The sequence below is a fragment of the Streptomyces sp. NPDC058877 genome, from assembly GCF_042742855.1.
GTDB lineage: Bacteria > Actinomycetota > Actinomycetes > Streptomycetales > Streptomycetaceae > Streptomyces.
This window is the reverse complement of record NZ_JBHYMF010000007.1, coordinates 1-17,845: the sequence shown is the minus strand read 5'-3', so window position 1 is coordinate 17,845 and position 17,845 is coordinate 1. Positions and strand designations below refer to the sequence as shown.

The window sequence follows — 17,845 nt, the reverse complement described above, 5'->3', positions numbered from 1 at the left end:
CTCGATCGAGCCGGACACCACACTGACGGAGACGGGACGGGAAGTGTGACGGCGGCGGGCGGCTGCTCTTAAGGCCACGGCGCGGGCCGCTGTGCGCGCCCCGCAGGACACAGGCGAGGGCTTCGATGAAGGGGAGCCGTTCCCCCAGCCGGACGCCCTGTTCCCAGCAGACAGACCTGTGCCCCGCGCGCCGAGCGCGGGGCACCCGCAGTCCGGACTCAGCCGGCCGCGTACGACACGAAGCCCGCCCACGCGCCGGGCGCAACCGCGAGCTGGGGGCCGTCGAGGCACTTGGAGTCGCGGACGTGGACCATGGCAAGAGAGGTGGCGACCTCGACGCAGGAGTCGCCCTCGCTTCCGCTGCTGTAACTGCTCTTGAACCACGCCAGTTCGGAGGCGTCCCCGGCCGAGGTGTTGCGGATCATGTCTCTCCCAGCAGTTGCTCGATGAGGGCGGTCGACTCACGCGGAGTGAGGGCCTGAGCCCGGATGATGCCATACCGCATCTCCAGGATATGGAGCGGTTTCCGCTCGGTCACGGGGCGTCCGTTCGCCACCACCGGAGAGCGCCCGACAGCTGACCCGTCGTCGAACTTCAGCACCTCGATGCTGCCGTCCACTCCCGCGTGCTCCTCGCGATCCATCGGCATCACCTGAAGCTCGACGTTCCGCAGCCGTCCCACCTCCAACAGGCGCTCCAGCTGAGGCCGCATCAGCGCCCTCCCGCCCAGCGGGCGGCGGAGCGTCCACTCCTCCAGGACGAAGCTGAGTTCGGGGGCGGGGTCCCGCTGGAAGATGCTCTGCCGGGCGACGCGACCGGCGGTCATCCGCTCCACCTCGTCCTGCGTGTACGCCGGCCGCCGCATGAGCAGCAGCCCGCGCGCGTACTCCGGGGTCTGGAGCAGGCCGTGGATGTTGAGCGGGTCATACAGCTGGATCTCGACCGCCCGCGCCTCCAGCTTCGCCAGGTCCCGCACCTTCTTCGGGTACCGGACCTTCGCCACGTCGTCCTTCATGGCCGAGATCAGCCCGCCCGCACCGAGGACCTCGTCCGCCTTGTCCAGGTACTCCGGCCTCGGGATCCGCTTGCCGCCCTCGATCTTGTAGACCAGGTCCTCGCCGTAGCCGAGGGCCTCGCCGAACTCGGCGACGCCCATCCCCACCGCCTCACGCCGCAGCCTCAACTGCCGCCCCACCGTGGCGACGACGGCCACGCCCCAGTCGTCGTCCGGGTCGACCTCCCACCCCGGCTCGTCCGCCTCGTTCTTGAGCCGCTGGGCCCCACCGTCCGCCGACATACCGCACCCTTCCCTCGACCCGCTCCATGGCGCGATACCCCTACCCCCGAGGTGAGTTCGGACAGCCTGGACAACAGTGGACAAGCCCCGGACAGTCACTCTACGCATCGACGCCACCACTGTTCACGATAGCCAGGGGCGACCACGCTCGGTGACGTGAATCAGCAGAACACCACTCAACTCCTTTCCCCTGCGCCTTACTTCAGCGTGCTCCTGTCACCCACCCCGCGTGGGGCCCGGCTCGCGCGGCTGCTCGCCGTCGAGTGGATGCGGGATCACGCGGTTCCGTACCGCGTGGTCGAGACCGCCACCCACGTCGTCGCGGAACTCGCCACGAACGCGGCGACGCACGGCCGGGTCGCCGGCCGGAGCTTCCGGCTCGCACTCCTCGCGCGCGGGGACGGCCTTCGGATCGAGGTGATGGACACCCGGGGCGAAGACCTCCCTCACGTCCGACAGCCCTCTCCCGAAGGGGACTCCGGGCGCGGGCTGCTGCTCGTCGAGGCACTCGCGGACCGGTGGGGCGTGACGACCGGCCCCTCACCCCGCAAGACCGTGTGGGCCGAAATCGACCTACCGTGCCCCTGACCTGCATGGACGGCATCGCCACCGGAGCCCAGACGGACGGGCTCCGGTGGGTGCCAACGTCCCCCAAGGACGACCACTGGGGGAAAGGAACCGAACCAAACCCCACCCCTCCTCCCCGATGGGCGGGATGGTCACTCACGCGAGTGAATATGCCAACTCAGCTGGCTTTTCGGCTGGTTGCCTGCCTTACGCTCACCCCAACAACCCGACCGCAGAAATGCGTCGGCCCCCGCAGGGACTGGCATCCCGATGCGAGGGCCTGACCAACAAGGAAGAGAACGCTTCCTGATGGATACCCGCGACACTAGCGCGCTCCCGCGCCCCGCGTCCCGTAACACCGCCAAGAACCACCCTTCCCGGGGTAGGAACGCCACCGCCGGCGTCGTCCACGACAACGTCCGCCACGGCACCCGCTTCACGGTGATCGGCAACCACCTCGCCCAGCACGCCGAACTCTCGCTGCTGGCCATCGGTCTGGCCGTGCACATCCAGTCGCTGCCCACCGGCGCGCCCGTCGGCATCAAGGCGCTCGCGTCGCGGTTCCCCGAGGGCACCACCCGGATCGCCGCCGCCCTGCGTGAGCTGGAGGAGCACGGCTATCTGCGCCGCACCCGCGAGCGGACGGCGAGCGGGCAGGTCGTCACGCGGACGGTCTCCTGCAACCAACCGGGCCGTACGGGCACCCCGAACGGCCCGAAGCCCAGGTCCACGCCCAAGCCGCAGCCCCCGCCCCGCCGGGGCGGCACACCGCCCCAGCGGCAGCGCGCCCTGCCGCCCGTACCGCAGCCCGCCTACCCGGCCCCTGACCTCCTCGTCACCGCCATCGGCGTCCTCGCCGGCCTCCGCCGCGAGGACGAGCGGCTCCACCTCTCGGCCAAGGACGTCGACCACCTGGCCCCGGGCGTCGCGACCTGGCTCGAACGGGGAGTCCCCGCCGAAGCCGTCCACCGCGTCCTGACCGCCGGCCTCCCCAGGGAGCCCCTCCACCGCCCCGCCGCCCTCCTGGCCCACCGCCTCACCGCCCAGCTCCCACCCCTGCTGCCCTTCCGTCCCCGCGAGGAGCCGTCCGTCCGACACCCGCTCCAGAACTGCGAGGTCTGCGACCGTGCCTTCCGCGCCCCGGAACCCGGCACCTGCGGCGGATGCGCGTCAGCGGGGTGATCGGCGAGAACGTCGGCGCCACGGAGGCTCTTCCCGCAAGATGACGCGGACCGCCCTGCCCCGCCCCGCCCGACCGGAGGACGTTCTTCCCGCAGACGAGAGGAGCTCGCGTGGTGCTCCGGGACCCTGCCGCGGTGGAACCCTTGGTGAGTCACTTCCGCCGGCTTCTGTCCTCCGGATGTGAACGCGTGCACCGTGCACGAGGCTGACTGGCTGAGAACGCGGAAGGGCCCGGAATCCATCAGGATTCCGGGCCCCCCGTCAGGCGTCAGCCGGGCGGGCTCAGCGGCCCGCCTCCGGGTGGACCGACTCCGTGACCGGACGGCCGTCCACCGGCTTCTCCTTGGCGACCGGCTTGCGGAGCTGGATGTTCAGCTCCTTCAGGCGGGCCTCGTCGAGCTCGGTCGGGGCGCCCATCAGGAGGTCCTGGGCGTTGCCGTTGAGCGGGAAGGCGATGGTCTCGCGGATGTTGGGCTCGTCGGCGAGGAGCATCACGATGCGGTCGACGCCGGGGGCGATGCCACCGTGCGGCGGGGCGCCGTACTCGAAGGCGCGGAGCATGCCGGCGAACTCGGACTCGACGGTCTCGCGGCTGTAGCCGGCGATCTCGAAGGCCTTGAACATGATCTCGGGCTCGTGGTTCCGGATGGCGCCGGAGGAGAGCTCGATGCCGTTGCAGACGATGTCGTACTGCCAGCCGAGGACGTCCAGCGGGTCCTGGGTCTCCAGGGCCTCCAGACCGCCCTGCGGCATGGAGAACGGGTTGTGCGAGAAGTCGATCTTGCCGGTCTCCTCGTCCCGCTCGTACATCGGGAAGTCGACGATCCAGGCGAAGCGGAAGACGTCCTCCTCGAACTGGCCGGCGCGCTTGGCGGCCTCGACCCGGACCGGGCCCATGATCTTGGAGACCTCGTCGAAGTCGCCGGCGCCGAAGAAGACCGCGTGGCCGGCGGCGAGGCCGAGGCGCTCGGTGAGGACCTTGACGTTCTCCTCGGTGAGGAACTTGGCGATGGGGCCGGTGAGGGCGCCCTCCTCGCCGACGCGGACCCAGGCCAGGCCCTTGGCGCCGAGCGAGACGGCGAAGTCGCCGAGCGAGTCGAAGAACTTGCGCGGCTGGTCACCGGTGTTCGGCACGGCCAGGGCGCGGACGTGCTTGCCGGCGAAGGCCTTGAACTCGGAGTTCTCGAAGACGTCGGTGATGTCGACGAGTTCGAGGTCGGTGCGCAGGTCGGGCTTGTCGTTGCCGTACTTGAGCATCGACTCGCGGAACGGGATCCGCGGGAACGGCGAGGTGACGTGCCGGCCGCCGCCGAACTCCTCGAAGAGCTCCGTCATGAGCTTCTCGATCGGCTGGAAGACGTCCTCCTGCTCGACGAAGGACATCTCGACGTCGAGCTGGTAGAACTCGCCCGGCGAGCGGTCGGCGCGGGCGTCCTCGTCGCGGAAGCAGGGCGCGATCTGGAAGTACCGGTCGAAGCCGGAGATCATCAGCAGCTGCTTGAACTGCTGCGGGGCCTGCGGCAGCGCGTAGAACTTGCCGGGGTTCAGACGGGACGGGACGACGAAGTCGCGGGCGCCCTCGGGGGAGGTCGCGGCGAGGATCGGGGTCGCCATCTCGTTGAAGCCGAGGGCCACCATCTTGGAGCGGATGGAGGCGATGACGGCGGAGCGCAGCATGATGTTGCGGTGCATGCGCTCGCGACGCAGGTCGAGGAAGCGGTACTCCAGGCGCCGCTCCTCGTTGACGCCGTCGTCGGCGTTGATGGTGAAGGGGATCTGCTTGGCGGCGCCCAGGACCTCGACCTCGACGGCCTCGATCTCGATCTCGCCGGTCGGCAGCTCGGGGTTGACGTTCTCCGCGCCGCGGGAGACGACCTTGCCGTCCACGCGGACGACGGTCTCCTTGGTGAGCTTGTCGAGGACTTCGGCGGCGGGGGTGCCGGGCCGGGCGACGAGCTGCGTGATGCCGTAGTGGTCGCGCAGATCGATGAAGAGGATGCCGCCCAGGTCGCGCCGATTGTGCAGCCAGCCGCTCAGCCGGACGTCGGTGCCGACGTCAGAGGCGCGGAGCTCGCCGCAGGTGTGGGACCTGTACCGATGCATCGTCGTTCATCCAGTCTTCGGGGTCGTGGGTCGTGGGCCGCCGTCCCGTGGCCGCTGTCACGGACGTCACGGGACACGCAGGCAGTCCCCACCCAGAGTACCGGCCGGGCCGTGATCGGATTTCGAATACTCTCGCTGGCGACCTGGTGTCCGATATTCATAAAGTAGGGCAATGCGCACCGAGGACGTCCTGGCCGCGATCGCGACGGGCCTGTGGCGCTGGGACAACGCGTCCGGGATCGTCTCGCTCGACGCGGAGGCAGCCCGGCTGCTCGGGCTGCCCGCCGAGCCCGCACGGCTCTCCGAGGCCGCCGTGCGTTCCCGTTTCCACCCGGTGGACTGGAACGAGATCGACGGGGTGGTCAACCTCGCCGTCGCCGAGGGCACCCTCGCCGAGGCCAGGCTGCGGATCATGGACGAACACGGACGGGTGATCCGTACCGTCCGGAGCAGGTCGAAACCGCTCGTCGACGGGAACGACTACCAACTGGTCGGCACCCTCCAGGAGGTCGCCGAGCAACTTCCCGGCACCGCTGCGCACACCCCGATCACCGGGGACTGGCGCCGTTCCCGGGAGGCGTTCCTGCTGGATGCGGGACGCGCGCTGGCCGAGGCCCGGTCGACGGCCGAGGTGCTGCGGGTCGCCGCCTCGCTGTCCATGCCGGGCTTCTCGCCGGACGGGCTCGCCGTCTTCGGGGTGGCCGGGGAACGCCTGACGGTGATCGGCCACCACGGGCACGGCGAGGGCGACGAGGGGCCGTTCTCGTCGATGTCCGTCGACACGGACTATCCGGCGGCGGAGGTCGTGCGGACGGGTCGGGCGATCTACCTGCCCACCCCGGAGGAGTACCTGCGCCGCTTCCCGATGACCTGGCCGCTCGCCCAGCGCTTCGGACGACGCTCCTGGGCCTTCGTGCCGCTGGTCGTGGCCGGGCGGACGATGGGGGCCTGGATGGCGGCCTTCAAGCACCCGGTGGCGTTCACCCCGGACGAGCGCTCGGTGCTGACGACGGTCGCGCGGATGCTCGCCCAGGCCCTCGCGCGCGCGGGCGTGGCCGAGTCGGAGCGCGAGCTCTCCCTGGGGCTGCAGCGGACGATGATGCCGGCCCTCGGGCCGGGCATCCCCGGCATCCGGATCGCCGCGCGGTACGTGCCGACCGGCGGCGGGCTCCAGGTGGGCGGCGACTGGTACGACGTCATCCGGCTGCCCGGCGGCTCCTCCCGCGGGGGTGGGCGGGACGCGGGGCGGATCGCACTGGTGATCGGCGACGTGCAGGGGCACGACGTGCGGGCCGCCGGGCTGATGGGACAGCTGCGGATCGCCCTGCGCGCGTACGCCTCCGAGGGGCACCGGCCGGACGCGGTCCTGTCCCGGGCCTCGCGCTTCCTGTACGGGATCACCGACGGCGACGACGCGGCGGAGAACGGCGGGCCGCGCTTCGCGACCTGTCTGTACCTGGAGGTCGACCTGGGGACGGGCACCGTCGACATCGCACGGGCGGGGCATCCGGACCCGGCGGTGCGGATGAACGACGGAACGGTTCTGCTCAGGCCGACGGCCGGCGGGCTGCCGCTCGGCATCGACCCGGACGGCGACTACCCCACCACCCGGCTCACCCTCGATCCGGGCGAGACCTGATGATCTGCACCGACGGCCTCCTGGAGACCGGTGGGCACGACCTGGACAGCGGCTGGGAGCGGGTCAGGGCGCTCCTGGAGACCCACGAGGGCGACGACCTGGAGCGGCTCGCCGACAGCCTGGTGGAGGCCGTCCACGGGCCCGGTTCGCACCACACGACGGGACCGCTCGCCGACCGGCGCGAGGACGACATCGCCGTCCTGCTGCTCTCCCGCCGACCCGACGACACCGCGCGGGAGGCCCCGCGCCGCACCCTGATGACGATCGCGCAGGCCGAGCCGGAGCGGATCGCCGAGGCGCGCGAGCAGATCCGACAGCTGCTGCACGACTGGTCGGACGGGGAACAGCTCGACTCGGCGGTGCTGATGGTCTCCGAGATGGTGACCAACGTCCTGGTGCACACCGACGGCGATGCGCTCCTGGTCGCCGAGGTCGCCTGCGGGAAGAAGTCGCGGCGGCTGCGGGTGGAGGTCTCCGACACCAGCGACGAACTGCCGCACAAGCGCCACCCGGGCGAGATGGCGTCGAGCGGGCGCGGCCTGGTCCTGATGGAGTTGCTGGCGGACGACTGGGGCGTCGATCCGCGGGGCGAGGGCAAGGCCATCTGGTTCGAACTGAACGAGCCCCCGACGGGCGACGGCTGCTGCGCCTAGCGGGCGGAGGACGCCCGGCCCGCCGCCCCCGGACGGAAGCCGCACCAACCCGTCGCGCCCGCAAGCCCGCGCCCACACGCCCGCGCGGGCCCGGCGGGCCCGCGCGGGACGGGGCGGTCCTCGCCGCGCGGGCGCCTCCCGCACGGCGCACACTGGTGTCGTACGGCCGCCCGGGGGGACCACGGAGCACGTCATGGACACCCACAAGGTCGGCAGTGACACCACGGTGATCGCCGACAGCCTCGATGTCCCGGGCATCGGGCACATCCCCGTCAACGCCTACGTCCTCACCGCGGCCGAACCCGTCGTCGTCGACACCGGGCTCTCCGTCGAGGACCGCGACTTCGTGGCCGCGCTCGGCGGGGTGATGGACCCGGCCGACGTCCGCTGGATCTGGCTCACCCACCCCGACCGGGACCACACGGGCGGGCTCTTCGACCTCCTCGACGCGGCCCCCCGCGCGCGCGTGGTCACCACCTTCCTCGCCGCCGGCATCATGTCGACCGAGCGGGCGCTGCCCATGGACCGGGTCTACTTCCTCAACCCCGGCCAGTCCCTCGACGTCGGTGACCGGATGCTGCACGGCTTCCGGCCGCCGCTCTTCGACAACCCCGCCACCGTCGGCTTCTACGACGACCGGACCCGGATCTGCTTCAGCTCCGACTGCTTCGGCGGCCCGATGCCGAGCGCCGAGATCGCCGAGAGCGGGCACGCGAGCGACCTGAAGCCGGAGGAGCTGCGGCGGGCCCAGACGCTGTGGGCGACGATCGACAGCCCGTGGGTGCACCTGGTGGACGCGGAGAAGTACCGGGCGACGATCGCGCCGCTCGCGGAGCTGAACCCGGAGATCGTGCTGTGCACGCACCTGCCGCCGGCCGTGCGGCTGACGGACCGGATGCTGGACACGATCGCGGCCGTCCCCGACGCCGACCCCTTCGTGGGCCCCGACCAGGCCGCCCTCGAACAGCTCCTGGCCTCGTTCGAGCCGGGCGGACTGTCCACCGCCTGAGGGCGGGGCCCAGCAGCCCCCGGACCGCCCGGAACAGAACCCGCTAGGGCGGCTCCTCCGCGGCTTCGGGACGCGCTCCGTAGCGGGTGCGCAGCTCGCCGAGGACGCCCGTCGCCGCGGCCGTCAGCGGTACGGCGAGGAGCATGCCCAGGATGCCCGCGACGGACGCGCCCGCGGTGATGGCCAGCATGACCACGGCGGGGTGCATCTGCACGGTGCGGCTCTGCACGACGGGCTGGAGGACGTTGCCCTCGATGGCCTGGACGGCCAGGACGATGCCGAAGACCCACAGGGCGATCACGAAGCCCCGGTCGGCGAGGGCGACGAGGACGGCGATCGCACCGGAAAGGAAGGCTCCGAGGTAGGGGATGTAGGCGGTGACGAAGACGAGCGCGGCGAGCCCCACCGCGCCGGGCACCTGGAGGACGAGCAGGCCGGTGCCGATGAGGAAGGCGTCGACGAGCGCGACGAAGGTGGTGCCGCGCATGAAGCCCTCGACCGCCTCGAAGGCGCGGCGGGCCATGGCCTCGACGAGGTCGCCCGTGGCGCGGGGGGCGAGGGAGCGCAGGGTGTCGACGGCCCGGTCGGAGTCCTTCAGGAAGAAGAAGATGAGCAACAGCGCGAGGACGCCGATGGCGAGCATCTCGCCGACGACGCTGATGCCGCTGATGACCCCGGAGGCGGCGGTGCCGCCGAACCTCTCCAGGAGGGTCTTGGCGTTCTTGGCCAGGTCGTCCAGGGAGGTCCCGGCCGCGCCGAGGTGCTCGGCGATGCCGACGGCGACCTGTCGGAGGGAGGCGATGATCTGGTCGCCGGTCTCGACGAGGGCGAGGACGACGATGTAGGTGGCCCCGCCGACGACGAGGAGGACCGCGAGGACGGTGAGCGCGGCGGCGAGCGAGGTGCGGACCTTCATCCGCACCAGGCGCCGGTAGAGGGGGCCGAGGAGGGCGGTGCCGAGGATCGCGAGCAGGACGGGGGTGACGGCCGTCTTGAAGACGACGCAGAGCCAGATGAAGACGGCGGCGACCCCGGCGGCGAGCAGCAGGACGGCGCACCAGGCGGCGAACCGGCGGGCGGGTTCGGGAAGGAGGGGTGCTCCACTCGTCTGCACCCGACCACCGGACCATGCCCGTCGGCGTGTCGTCGCCCGCTGGCGGACCGTACGGGTGACGGTCCGTCAACGGGCGGTGGGGGTCCTACTCGCCCATCCCGTGGACCGCGGGGACGGTGCCCAGGCGTCCGGCCTGGAAGTCCTCGAAGGCCTGCCGGAGTTCGGCCTGGGTGTTCATGACGAACGGGCCGTAGTGGGCCATGGGCTCGCGGATCGGCCGGCCGCCGAGGAGGACGACCTCCAGGTCCGGCGCGTTGCCGTCCTGCTTCTCGTCGGCGCGGAGGGTGAGGGCGCCGCCCTTGCCGAGGACGGCGGTCTGGCCGAGGTGGATCGGGCGCCGCTCGGCTCCGACCGTGCCGCGTCCGGCGAGCACGTACGCGAGGCCGTTGAAGTCCTCGCGCCAGGGCAGGGTGACCTCGGCACCCGGGCGCAGGGTGGCGTGGACCATCGTGATCGGGGTGTGCGTGATGCCGGGTCCCTGGTGGCCGTCGAGCTCGCCGGCGATGACGCGGAGCAGCGCGCCGCCGTCCGGGGAGGTGAGGAGCTGGACCTGGCCGCCGCGGATGTCCTGGTAGCGGGGGGCCATCATCTTGTCGGACGCGGGCAGGTTCACCCACAGCTGGAGGCCGTGGAAGAGCCCGCCCGACACCACCAGGTGCTCCGGCGGGGCCTCGATGTGGAGGAGGCCGGAGCCGGCGGTCATCCACTGGGTGTCGCCGTTGGTGATGGTGCCGCCGCCGCCGTTGGAGTCCTGGTGGTCGAAGATCCCGTCGATGATGTACGTGACGGTCTCGAACCCGCGGTGCGGATGCCACGGGGTCCCTTTCGGCTCCCCAGGCTGATACTCCACCTCGCCCATCTGGTCCATCATGATGAACGGGTCGAGGTACTGGTAGTTGATCCCGGCGAACGCCCGGCGGACCGGGAAGCCCTCGCCCTCGAACCCCTGGGGGGCCGTGGTGACGGCGAGCACGGGGCGGGAGACGGCGTCGGCCGGGGCGGCGACGCGCGGCAGGGTGAGCGGGTTCTCGACAGTCACAGCGGGCATGACCGGACCTCCTAGGTGCGACCTTGTGCATCCACTTTAGTTGAACAGTGAACTTCTTGTCACCTGGAACGCGGAACGCCCGGGAGGAATTCCCCCGGGCGCTCTCCCCAGCACGTCCAGCCTCGGTCAGCCGTACATCCGCCGCATCGCGAAGTCGACCATCTGCTCCACGGCCTTCGCGTCGAAGACCATGCGGTGGTCGCCCTCCATGTCGAGGACGAAGCCGTACCCCGTCGGCAGCAGGTCGATCACCTCGGCGCCGGTGATCACGAAGTACTTGGACTCCTTGCCCGCGTACCGTCGCAGCTCCTTCAGCGACGTGAACATCGGGATCACCGGCTGCTGGGTGTTGTGCAGGGCCAGGAAGCCCGGGTTGTCCCCGCGCGGGCAGTAGACCTTCGAGGTCGCGAAGACCTGCTGGAAGTCCTCGGCGGCCAGGGTGCCCGTCGTGAAGGCGCGCACGGCGTCGGCGAGCGAGGGCGGGGACGGCTCCGGATAGAGCGGGGCCTGCTGCCCGTACCCGCCCTGCATGCCGGCCTGCGGCGGCGCGTACTGCCCCTGCTGGGGCGGCTGGCCGTACTGCTGCTGGGCACCCGGATTCTGGTCGTAGCCGTACATGCGCCCAGACTATCGATCGCCGGGGCGCGGGGGAGCCGGTACGGAAGCCAGAGGGGCCCGCACCGGAGTCGTACGGATGCCCGTCGCACTCTTCTTCGCACGCCACGGAGACTCTTGCTAGGTTCGCGGAAGCAATCCGGCCACCACGGGGGTGACAGATGGCGCTCGACGCCAAATGGCAGGAGATCATGGGCGAGCAGCCCGCGGCGATGACCCTCGCGGGGCTTCCCGCACCGGACGGCGGGGGCGGGGGCGGCCCCGACCTCAAGGCCGAGGTGGGCCCCTGGCACGGCGCCGGCAACACGGCCGGCGAGCTGAAGGCCTCCACGGCCGCCTCGGTCACCGACCTCGACACCGCGAACGAGGGCGTCGGCGGCAACACCGCGGGCTTCGACTCCTCCGCCGCCCTCGGCGAGGTCCTCGGCACCTGGAAGACCCGCCTCACCCACGTCCGCGACGAGTGCGACCGCCTCGAAGGCGCGCTCAAGGCCGCCGGGCGCGACTTCGGCGAGCGCGAGCTGGACACCAAGCGGAAGGTCGCCGCCGAGGGCGACAAGCACCCCGGCCCGAAGAAGGAGGGCTGACCGCCGTGCCCACCTGGCAGCAGCTGCGCGACGCGAAGCTGAACGAGTACACCGACGCCGCCGACGGCTGGGGCAAGGTCAGCTCCCGCGCCAATGCGGACAAGGACCGCGTGGACAACGGCATGTTCGCGAAGATCCACGACACCCAGAAGGGCGAGACCGCGAACAAGGCGGGCGGCGACGTCCAGCAGCTCTCCCGCAACTACCAGTACCTGCACACCGAATGCGGGCTCATCCGCACCGCGCTCAACGGACTCGCGTCCGAACTCGCGTCTCCACAGAAGAAGTTGAAGCAGGCACTGGAGGACGCGGAGAACCTGAAGTTCACCGTGAACGCCGACGGGACGGTGACCTACCCGATCCAGTCGTCCGTCCTCCTGTCGGGCAGCAACACCGCGCACGACGGCGCCCCCGTCCCGTACCTCCCCGGCAAGGCCGAGGGGATCGGCAGCGCCGACGCCAACAAGGGCAAGGCCGAGGACATCGCCCAGCGCATCGGCGACGCCGTCCGCGAGGCCAACGAGATCGACGGCCGCTACGCCTCCGTCCTGCGCAAGTTGAAGGCCGGGCCCGGCCTCACCGTCAGCGACGAGACGCTGGCCGACGCCGCCAGGGACACCAAGGCGATGCAGGAGGCCGCCGGCAGGTACGCCGACGACGACGAGATCCCCCGCGGCAAGTCCCCCAAGGAGAACGCCGACTGGTGGAACGGCCTCGCACAGGAGCAGCGCGACGAGTACGCGACGCTCTACCCGGCCTCCATCGGCGCCCTGGACGGCCTCCCCTCCGCGGTCCGGGACGACGCCAACCGGATGGTCCTCGCGGAGTCGAAGGCGCAGTACCAGATCGACCTCAATGCCATCCCGAAGCAGCCCCAGGAGTACCTGCCGAACCCCAGCGGCTCCTACCCGGCGGTCATCAAGAACCCCGAGTGGCGGGAGTGGAACGACAAGTACGGCGACCGGAAGAAGGAGCTGGAGGCGGGTCTGAAGGGCATGAACGCCATCCAGGCCCGCTTCGACGCAACGGGCAAGGAGGGCCTCCCCGAGGCGTACCTGCTGGGCTTCGACACGGACGGCATCGGCCGGGCGATCGTTGCCAACGGAAACCCCGACACCGCGGACCACACCGCCGTCTACGTGCCCGGCACGAAGACGAGGCTCGAGGGGATCGGCGGGGACGTCAACCGCATGACGGAGACCTGGCGGGAGGCCTCCAAGTGGGCGCCGGGTTCCGAGGTCTCGACCATCACCTGGTTCGGCTACGAGGCCCCGCAGTCCATCGCCCCCGAGGCGATGCAGAAGGGCTGGGCGCACGACGGCTCGCCCAAGCTGCTGCAGTTCATGGACGGCCTGGAGACCGTCCAGGGCGGCGCCGACAAGAGCCACACCACGATCATCGGGCACAGCTACGGCTCGACGGTGGTCGGCGACGCCTCGAACCGGGGCGACCTCAAGGGCGACGACATCGTCGCGGTCGGCAGCCCCGGCATGCTCACCGGCAAGGCGGACGACCTCGACGTCGACAAGGGCCACGTGTGGTCCGAGGCGGCGTGGAACGACGTGGTGCCCGCGGGCGGCAAGCTGGCCGGGCTCGGCGGCTACACCTGGGGCGTCGAGACCTGGAACGGCATTCCGTTCAACGCCGGGTACGTGCAGACCGTGCCGTCGGACGAGCTGTTCGGCGCGCACCGGATGGACGTGGACACGAGCGGCCACAGCGACTACTGGACCCGCGACTCGGAGAGCCTGAAGAACCAGGCGAAGGTCGTGGCCGGCGCGTACGACAAGGTGGACGAGGACTGATGAACTCCGACGACACACAGACCGAGACGGACGCGTCGCCCGTCTCCCGGCGCAGCCGCACCCGGCGCCGGGCGACGCTCGGAACCCTGCTCCTCTGCCTCACCACTCTCGCGACGGGATGCTCCATGAACGGCTCCGACGGCACCGGCGACCTCGGCTACACCCCCACGACCCTCGGGGTCGAGGAGGCCAGGAAGCGGACGAAGGAGATCTCCAGCGAGATCTTCGACATGATCGGCCTGCCCCGGGCCAAGTCGACCCCGGGCGGCGCGGGCGCCTCCACCTGCGCGGAGGACCCCGAGCACCTCTTCTCGGTCCGCCACCCGTGGTCCCTGTACGACGTCTCCGAGGACGAGCTGAAGCAGGGCTTCGAGCGGCTCCACGAGGCGCTGCCCGAGAAGGGGTGGAAGGTCGTCTCGTACGGCCCCAACAAGAGCAAGGCCAAGTCGCTCGAACTCACGGCGGACAAGGAGGACGAGCACTTCGCCGTGAACGCCGAGCTGTGGGTCGGCAGCACGGACCCGAAGCAGAAGAACCTGATCGGGATCACCGTCGTCTCCGGCTGCTACCGCGCGCCCGAGGGAACGGACCTGAACGGCCTGTACTGATCCCCGGCCGCCCCAGCGCCACTGAGTGCGGCGTCACAGACATCTCGGCCGGATAGGGGTTGCCGTTATTACCGGTGGGTAGCATCATCGTAGAGAGCGTGCGCTACTCACCGGTAGTACGCCCGTACCCGGGAGCCGAGCACACGCACGTGTACGAGGAACCTGCCTCCCCGAGCCTTACGGAGCCGTCGCCATGGGGCACTACAAGTCGAATCTCCGCGACATCGAGTTCAACCTCTTCGAGGTCCTCGGCCGCGACAAGGTGTACGGCACCGGTCCGTTCGAGGAGATGGACGTCGACACCGCCAAGAGCATCCTGGACGAGATCCGCCGCCTCGCCGAGAACGAGCTCGCGGAGTCCTTCGCCGACGCCGACCGCAACCCGCCGGTCTTCGACCCCGAGACCAACACCGCCCCGGTCCCGGCCACCTTCAAGAAGTCGTACAACGCCTTCATGGACTCCGAGTACTGGCGCCTGGGCATCCCCGAGGAGATCGGCGGCACCGTCTCCCCGCGCTCCCTGATCTGGGCCTACGCGGAGCTGCTGCTCGGCTCGAACCCGGCCATCTGGATGTACTCCTCCGGCCCGGCCTTCGCCGGCATCCTCTACAACGAGGGCAACGAGGCGCAGAAGAAGGTCGCCCGGATCGCGGTCGAGAAGCGCTGGGGCTCCACCATGGTCCTCACCGAGCCCGACGCCGGTTCGGACGTCGGCGCCGGCCGCACCAAGGCCGTCCAGCAGGAGGACGGCTCCTGGCACATCGAGGGCGTCAAGCGCTTCATCACCTCCGGTGAGCACGACATGGAGGAGAACATCCTCCACTACGTCCTCGCCCGCCCCGAGGGCGCCGGCCCCGGCACCAAGGGCCTCTCCCTCTTCCTCGTCCCGAAGTACGAGTTCGACTGGGAGACCGGCGAGCTGGGCGAGCGCAACGGCGTCTACGCCACCAACGTCGAGCACAAGATGGGCCTCAAGGCCTCCAACACCTGCGAGATGACCTTCGGCGACCAGCACCCCGCCAAGGGCTGGCTGATCGGCGACAAGCACGACGGCATCCGCCAGATGTTCCTCATCATCGAGTTCGCCCGCATGATGGTCGGCACGAAGGCGATCTCCACCCTCTCCACGGGCTACCTCAACGCCCTGGAGTACGCCAAGGAGCGCGTCCAGGGCACCGACCTGGCCAACTTCATGGACAAGGCCGCGCCCAAGGTCACCATCACCCACCACCCCGACGTCCGCCGCTCGCTGATGACGCAGAAGGCGTACGCCGAGGGCATGCGCTCCCTCGTCCTCTACACGGCCTCCGTGCAGGACGAGATCGCGGTCAAGGAGGCGGCCGGCGAGGACGCCAAGGCGCTGCACGGCCTGAACGACCTGCTCCTGCCGATCGTGAAGGGCTACGGCTCCGAGAAGGGCTACGAGCAGCTCGCGCAGTCGCTCCAGACCTTCGGCGGCTCCGGCTTCCTCCAGGAGTACCCGATCGAGCAGTACATCCGGGACGCCAAGATCGACACCCTGTACGAGGGCACCACCGCCATCCAGGGCCAGGACTTCTTCTTCCGCAAGATCGTCCGCGACCAGGGCGCCTCCCTGAACGCGCTGTCCGAGGAGATCAAGAAGTTCCTCGCGGTCGGCACCGGCGGCGAGGAGCTGGCCGAGGCCCGCGACGCGCTCGCCAAGGCGGCCGTCGACCTGGAGGGCATCGTCGGCAAGATGATCACCGACCTCACCGCCACCGGCGAGGACGTCAAGAACATCTACAAGGTCGGCCTCAACACCACCCGCCTGCTGCTCGCCTCCGGCGACGTCGTCGTCGGCTACCTGCTGCTGCGCAGCGCGGCCGTCGCCGCCGAGAAGCTGGCCGAAGGCGCCACCGGCAAGGACGTCGCCTTCTACCAGGGCAAGATCGCGGCCGCGAAGTTCTTCGCCGCCAACGTCCTGCCCGGCGTCACCGCCGAGCGCGCCCTCGCCGAGGCCATCGACGGCTCGCTGATGGACCTGGACGAGGCCGCGTTCTAAGACGCTCCCCGTCCTTCAGGGAACGGCCCGTCCCCGGGGAGGGGGGCGGGCCGTTCCGCCCTTTCCGAAGGTTCGGCCCCCGCCCGCCCCGGAGCCCGGCACCCCGCCCCGACGACCCGTGCACGGGACCCCGGCCGACGCCCGCAACGGCCGTCCCGCATTCCTTATTGCGGGACCCCGTATTCGCATACCGGCGCCTGCGTAAGGTGGGGCCCATGAGCAGCGCAGCTTCCCGCCCAGGCGTCGGCCCCTTCGACCGCGCCCACACCGACGACCTGATGGCCTTCCTGACGGCCTCCCCCTCGCCGTACCACGCGGTCGCGAGCGCCGCCGAGCGGCTGGAGAAGGCCGGCTTCCGCCGCGTCGAGGAGACCGCGGCCTGGGACGCCACCAGCGGCGGGAAGTACCTGATCCGCGGCGGCGCGATCATCGCCTGGTACGTGCCGGAAGGCGCCGCCGCCCACACCCCGTACCGGATCGTCGGCGCCCACACCGACTCCCCCAACCTGCGCGTCAAGCCGCAGCCCGACATGGGCGCCCAGGGCTGGCGCCAGGTCGCCGTCGAGATCTACGGCGGAACCCTCCTCAACACCTGGCTCGACCGCGACCTCGGCCTCGCCGGCCGCCTCACCCTCCGCGACGGCAGCCACCGCCTCGTCAACGTCGACCGGCCGCTGCTGCGCGTCCCGCAGCTCGCCATCCACCTCGACCGCCAGGTCAACGACGGGCTCAAGCTCGACCGCCAGCGCCACATGCAGCCCATCTGGGGCATCGGCGAGGTCCACGAGGGCGACCTGATCTCCTTCGTCTCCGCCGAGGCCGGCGTCGACGCCGAGGACGTCAGCGGCTGGGACCTCATGGTCCACGCCGTCGACGCCCCCGCCTACCTCGGCCGCGACCGCGAACTCCTCGCCGGACCGCGCATGGACAACCTGCTCTCCGTCCACGCGGCCACCGCCGCGCTCGCCTCCCTCGCGGGGCGCGAGGACCTCCCGTACATCCCGGTCCTCGCCGCCTTCGACCACGAGGAGAACGGCTCCGAAGCCGACACCGGCGCCCAGGGCCCCCTCCTCGGCAACGTCCTGGAGCGTTCCGTCTACGCCCGCGGCGGCTCCTACGAGGACCGCGCCCGCGCCCTCGCCGGCACCGTCTGCCTCTCCTCCGACACCGGCCACGCCGTCCACCCCAACTACGCGGAGCGCCACGACCCGACGCACCACCCGCGCGTCAACGGCGGCCCGATCCTCAAGGTCAACGTCAACCAGCGCTACGCCACCGACGGCAGTGGCCGCGCGGTCTTCGCCGCCGCCTGCGAGAAGGCGGGCGTGCCCTGGCAGTCCTTCGTCTCCAGCAACGACATGCCCTGCGGCACCACGATCGGCCCGATCACCGCCGCCCGCCACGGCATCACGACCGTCGACATCGGCGTCGCCATCCTCTCCATGCACAGCGCCCGCGAACTCTGCGGCGCGGACGACCCGTACCTCCTCGCGAACGCCCTGGTGGCCTTCCTGGAGGGCTGACCGGACGGCACCCGGAGCCGCCCCGGGCCTCCGGAGCCACCCCGGCCGAGCGGCCGGCCCCGCCACCACGGC

General features: G+C 70.9%; 14 protein-coding genes and 1 pseudogene. 9 read left to right on the top strand and 6 right to left on the bottom strand.

Going from position 1 to position 17,845, the window contains the following annotated elements; genetic code table 11:
* Window positions 1-218: 218 nt before the first annotated feature.
* Window positions 219-425 carry a DUF397 domain-containing protein gene (locus ACFW2Y_RS03090; protein ID WP_384872667.1) on the bottom strand — a complete coding sequence of 69 codons (207 nt, stop codon included), beginning with the start codon at window positions 423-425 and terminating at the stop codon, window positions 219-221.
* Window positions 422-1,297, bottom strand: coding sequence for a helix-turn-helix domain-containing protein (locus tag ACFW2Y_RS03085; protein WP_384872664.1), 876 nt, complete (start codon window positions 1,295-1,297; stop codon window positions 422-424). The genes ACFW2Y_RS03090 and ACFW2Y_RS03085 overlap by 4 nt, the downstream gene beginning before the upstream one ends.
* Before the next feature lie 156 nt (window positions 1,298-1,453).
* Between ACFW2Y_RS03085 and ACFW2Y_RS03080 the strand changes: the two genes are divergently transcribed.
* Together ACFW2Y_RS03080 and ACFW2Y_RS03075 are read left to right on the top strand one after the other, a co-directional pair.
* Window positions 1,454-1,885, top strand: a complete 432-nt coding sequence (locus ACFW2Y_RS03080) for an ATP-binding protein (RefSeq protein ID WP_384872662.1) — start codon at window positions 1,454-1,456, stop codon at window positions 1,883-1,885.
* A gap of 288 nt (window positions 1,886-2,173) precedes the next feature.
* On the top strand, window positions 2,174-3,046 hold the full coding sequence (locus ACFW2Y_RS03075) for a helix-turn-helix domain-containing protein (protein ID WP_384872659.1): 873 nt from the start codon (window positions 2,174-2,176) through the stop codon (window positions 3,044-3,046).
* 282 nt (window positions 3,047-3,328) lie between these two features.
* Here the strand turns inward: ACFW2Y_RS03075 and aspS are convergent, their stop codons facing one another.
* On the bottom strand, window positions 3,329-5,149 hold the full coding sequence (gene aspS, locus ACFW2Y_RS03070; protein WP_384872657.1) for an aspartate--tRNA ligase: 1,821 nt from the start codon (window positions 5,147-5,149) through the stop codon (window positions 3,329-3,331).
* Between the two features lie 172 nt (window positions 5,150-5,321).
* Here aspS and ACFW2Y_RS03065 point away from each other — a divergent pair.
* A pseudogene (locus ACFW2Y_RS03065) lies at window positions 5,322-7,441 on the top strand (SpoIIE family protein phosphatase).
* A gap of 193 nt (window positions 7,442-7,634) precedes the next feature.
* Window positions 7,635-8,450: an MBL fold metallo-hydrolase gene (locus ACFW2Y_RS03060; protein WP_384872654.1), complete on the top strand. Its 816-nt coding sequence runs from the start codon at window positions 7,635-7,637 to the stop codon at window positions 8,448-8,450.
* 43 nt (window positions 8,451-8,493) lie between these two features.
* Here the strand turns inward: ACFW2Y_RS03060 and ACFW2Y_RS03055 are convergent, their stop codons facing one another.
* The 3 genes from ACFW2Y_RS03055 to ACFW2Y_RS03045 form a co-directional block, all read right to left on the bottom strand.
* Window positions 8,494-9,564: an AI-2E family transporter gene (locus ACFW2Y_RS03055; protein WP_384872651.1), complete on the bottom strand. Its 1,071-nt coding sequence runs from the start codon at window positions 9,562-9,564 to the stop codon at window positions 8,494-8,496.
* 85 nt (window positions 9,565-9,649) lie between these two features.
* Entirely contained in the window at window positions 9,650-10,612 is a 963-nt protein-coding gene (locus ACFW2Y_RS03050) for a pirin family protein (RefSeq protein ID WP_384872649.1), read from the bottom strand.
* A 126-nt stretch (window positions 10,613-10,738) separates the two neighbouring features.
* The gene (locus tag ACFW2Y_RS03045; RefSeq protein WP_384872647.1) at window positions 10,739-11,230 is read right to left on the bottom strand and encodes an SseB family protein; all 492 of its coding nucleotides are present in this window, start codon (window positions 11,228-11,230) and stop codon (window positions 10,739-10,741) included.
* A 158-nt stretch (window positions 11,231-11,388) separates the two neighbouring features.
* Here ACFW2Y_RS03045 and ACFW2Y_RS03040 point away from each other — a divergent pair, with 158 nt between their 5' ends.
* The 5 genes from ACFW2Y_RS03040 to ACFW2Y_RS03020 all read left to right on the top strand — a co-directional run bounded on the left by ACFW2Y_RS03040 (window position 11,389) and on the right by ACFW2Y_RS03020 (window position 17,773).
* The gene (locus ACFW2Y_RS03040) at window positions 11,389-11,814 is read left to right on the top strand and encodes a hypothetical protein (RefSeq protein ID WP_384872644.1); all 426 of its coding nucleotides are present in this window, start codon (window positions 11,389-11,391) and stop codon (window positions 11,812-11,814) included.
* Between the two features lie 5 nt (window positions 11,815-11,819).
* On the top strand, window positions 11,820-13,619 hold the full coding sequence (locus tag ACFW2Y_RS03035; RefSeq protein ID WP_384872641.1) for an alpha/beta hydrolase: 1,800 nt from the start codon (window positions 11,820-11,822) through the stop codon (window positions 13,617-13,619).
* Entirely contained in the window at window positions 13,619-14,227 is a 609-nt protein-coding gene (locus tag ACFW2Y_RS03030) for a hypothetical protein (protein WP_384872639.1), read from the top strand. Before ACFW2Y_RS03035 ends, ACFW2Y_RS03030 begins: the two co-directional genes overlap by 1 nt.
* Before the next feature lie 193 nt (window positions 14,228-14,420).
* Window positions 14,421-16,250 (top strand): acyl-CoA dehydrogenase, encoded by a 1,830-nt coding sequence (locus ACFW2Y_RS03025; RefSeq protein WP_384872636.1) that lies wholly within the window; start codon window positions 14,421-14,423, stop codon window positions 16,248-16,250.
* A gap of 215 nt (window positions 16,251-16,465) precedes the next feature.
* Window positions 16,466-17,773 carry a M18 family aminopeptidase gene (locus tag ACFW2Y_RS03020; protein WP_384872634.1) on the top strand — a complete coding sequence of 436 codons (1,308 nt, stop codon included), beginning with the start codon at window positions 16,466-16,468 and terminating at the stop codon, window positions 17,771-17,773.
* Window positions 17,774-17,845 lie beyond the last annotated feature (72 nt).

Bases quoted from the DNA above. Each gene is read 5' to 3' on its own strand.
- ACFW2Y_RS03090 (WP_384872667.1), bottom strand. From the start codon at position 425: ATGATCCGCAACACCTCGGCCGGGGACGCCTCCGAACTGGCGTGGTTC.
- ACFW2Y_RS03085 (WP_384872664.1), bottom strand. From the start codon at position 1,297: ATGTCGGCGGACGGTGGGGCCCAGCGGCTCAAGAACGAGGCGGACGAG.
- ACFW2Y_RS03075 (WP_384872659.1), top strand. From the start codon at position 2,174: ATGGATACCCGCGACACTAGCGCGCTCCCGCGCCCCGCGTCCCGTAAC.
- aspS (WP_384872657.1), bottom strand. From the start codon at position 5,149: ATGCATCGGTACAGGTCCCACACCTGCGGCGAGCTCCGCGCCTCTGAC.
- ACFW2Y_RS03060 (WP_384872654.1), top strand. From the start codon at position 7,635: ATGGACACCCACAAGGTCGGCAGTGACACCACGGTGATCGCCGACAGC.
- ACFW2Y_RS03050 (WP_384872649.1), bottom strand. From the start codon at position 10,612: ATGCCCGCTGTGACTGTCGAGAACCCGCTCACCCTGCCGCGCGTCGCC.
- ACFW2Y_RS03045 (WP_384872647.1), bottom strand. From the start codon at position 11,230: ATGTACGGCTACGACCAGAATCCGGGTGCCCAGCAGCAGTACGGCCAG.
- ACFW2Y_RS03040 (WP_384872644.1), top strand. From the start codon at position 11,389: ATGGCGCTCGACGCCAAATGGCAGGAGATCATGGGCGAGCAGCCCGCG.
- ACFW2Y_RS03030 (WP_384872639.1), top strand. From the start codon at position 13,619: ATGAACTCCGACGACACACAGACCGAGACGGACGCGTCGCCCGTCTCC.
- ACFW2Y_RS03025 (WP_384872636.1), top strand. From the start codon at position 14,421: ATGGGGCACTACAAGTCGAATCTCCGCGACATCGAGTTCAACCTCTTC.
- ACFW2Y_RS03020 (WP_384872634.1), top strand. From the start codon at position 16,466: ATGAGCAGCGCAGCTTCCCGCCCAGGCGTCGGCCCCTTCGACCGCGCC.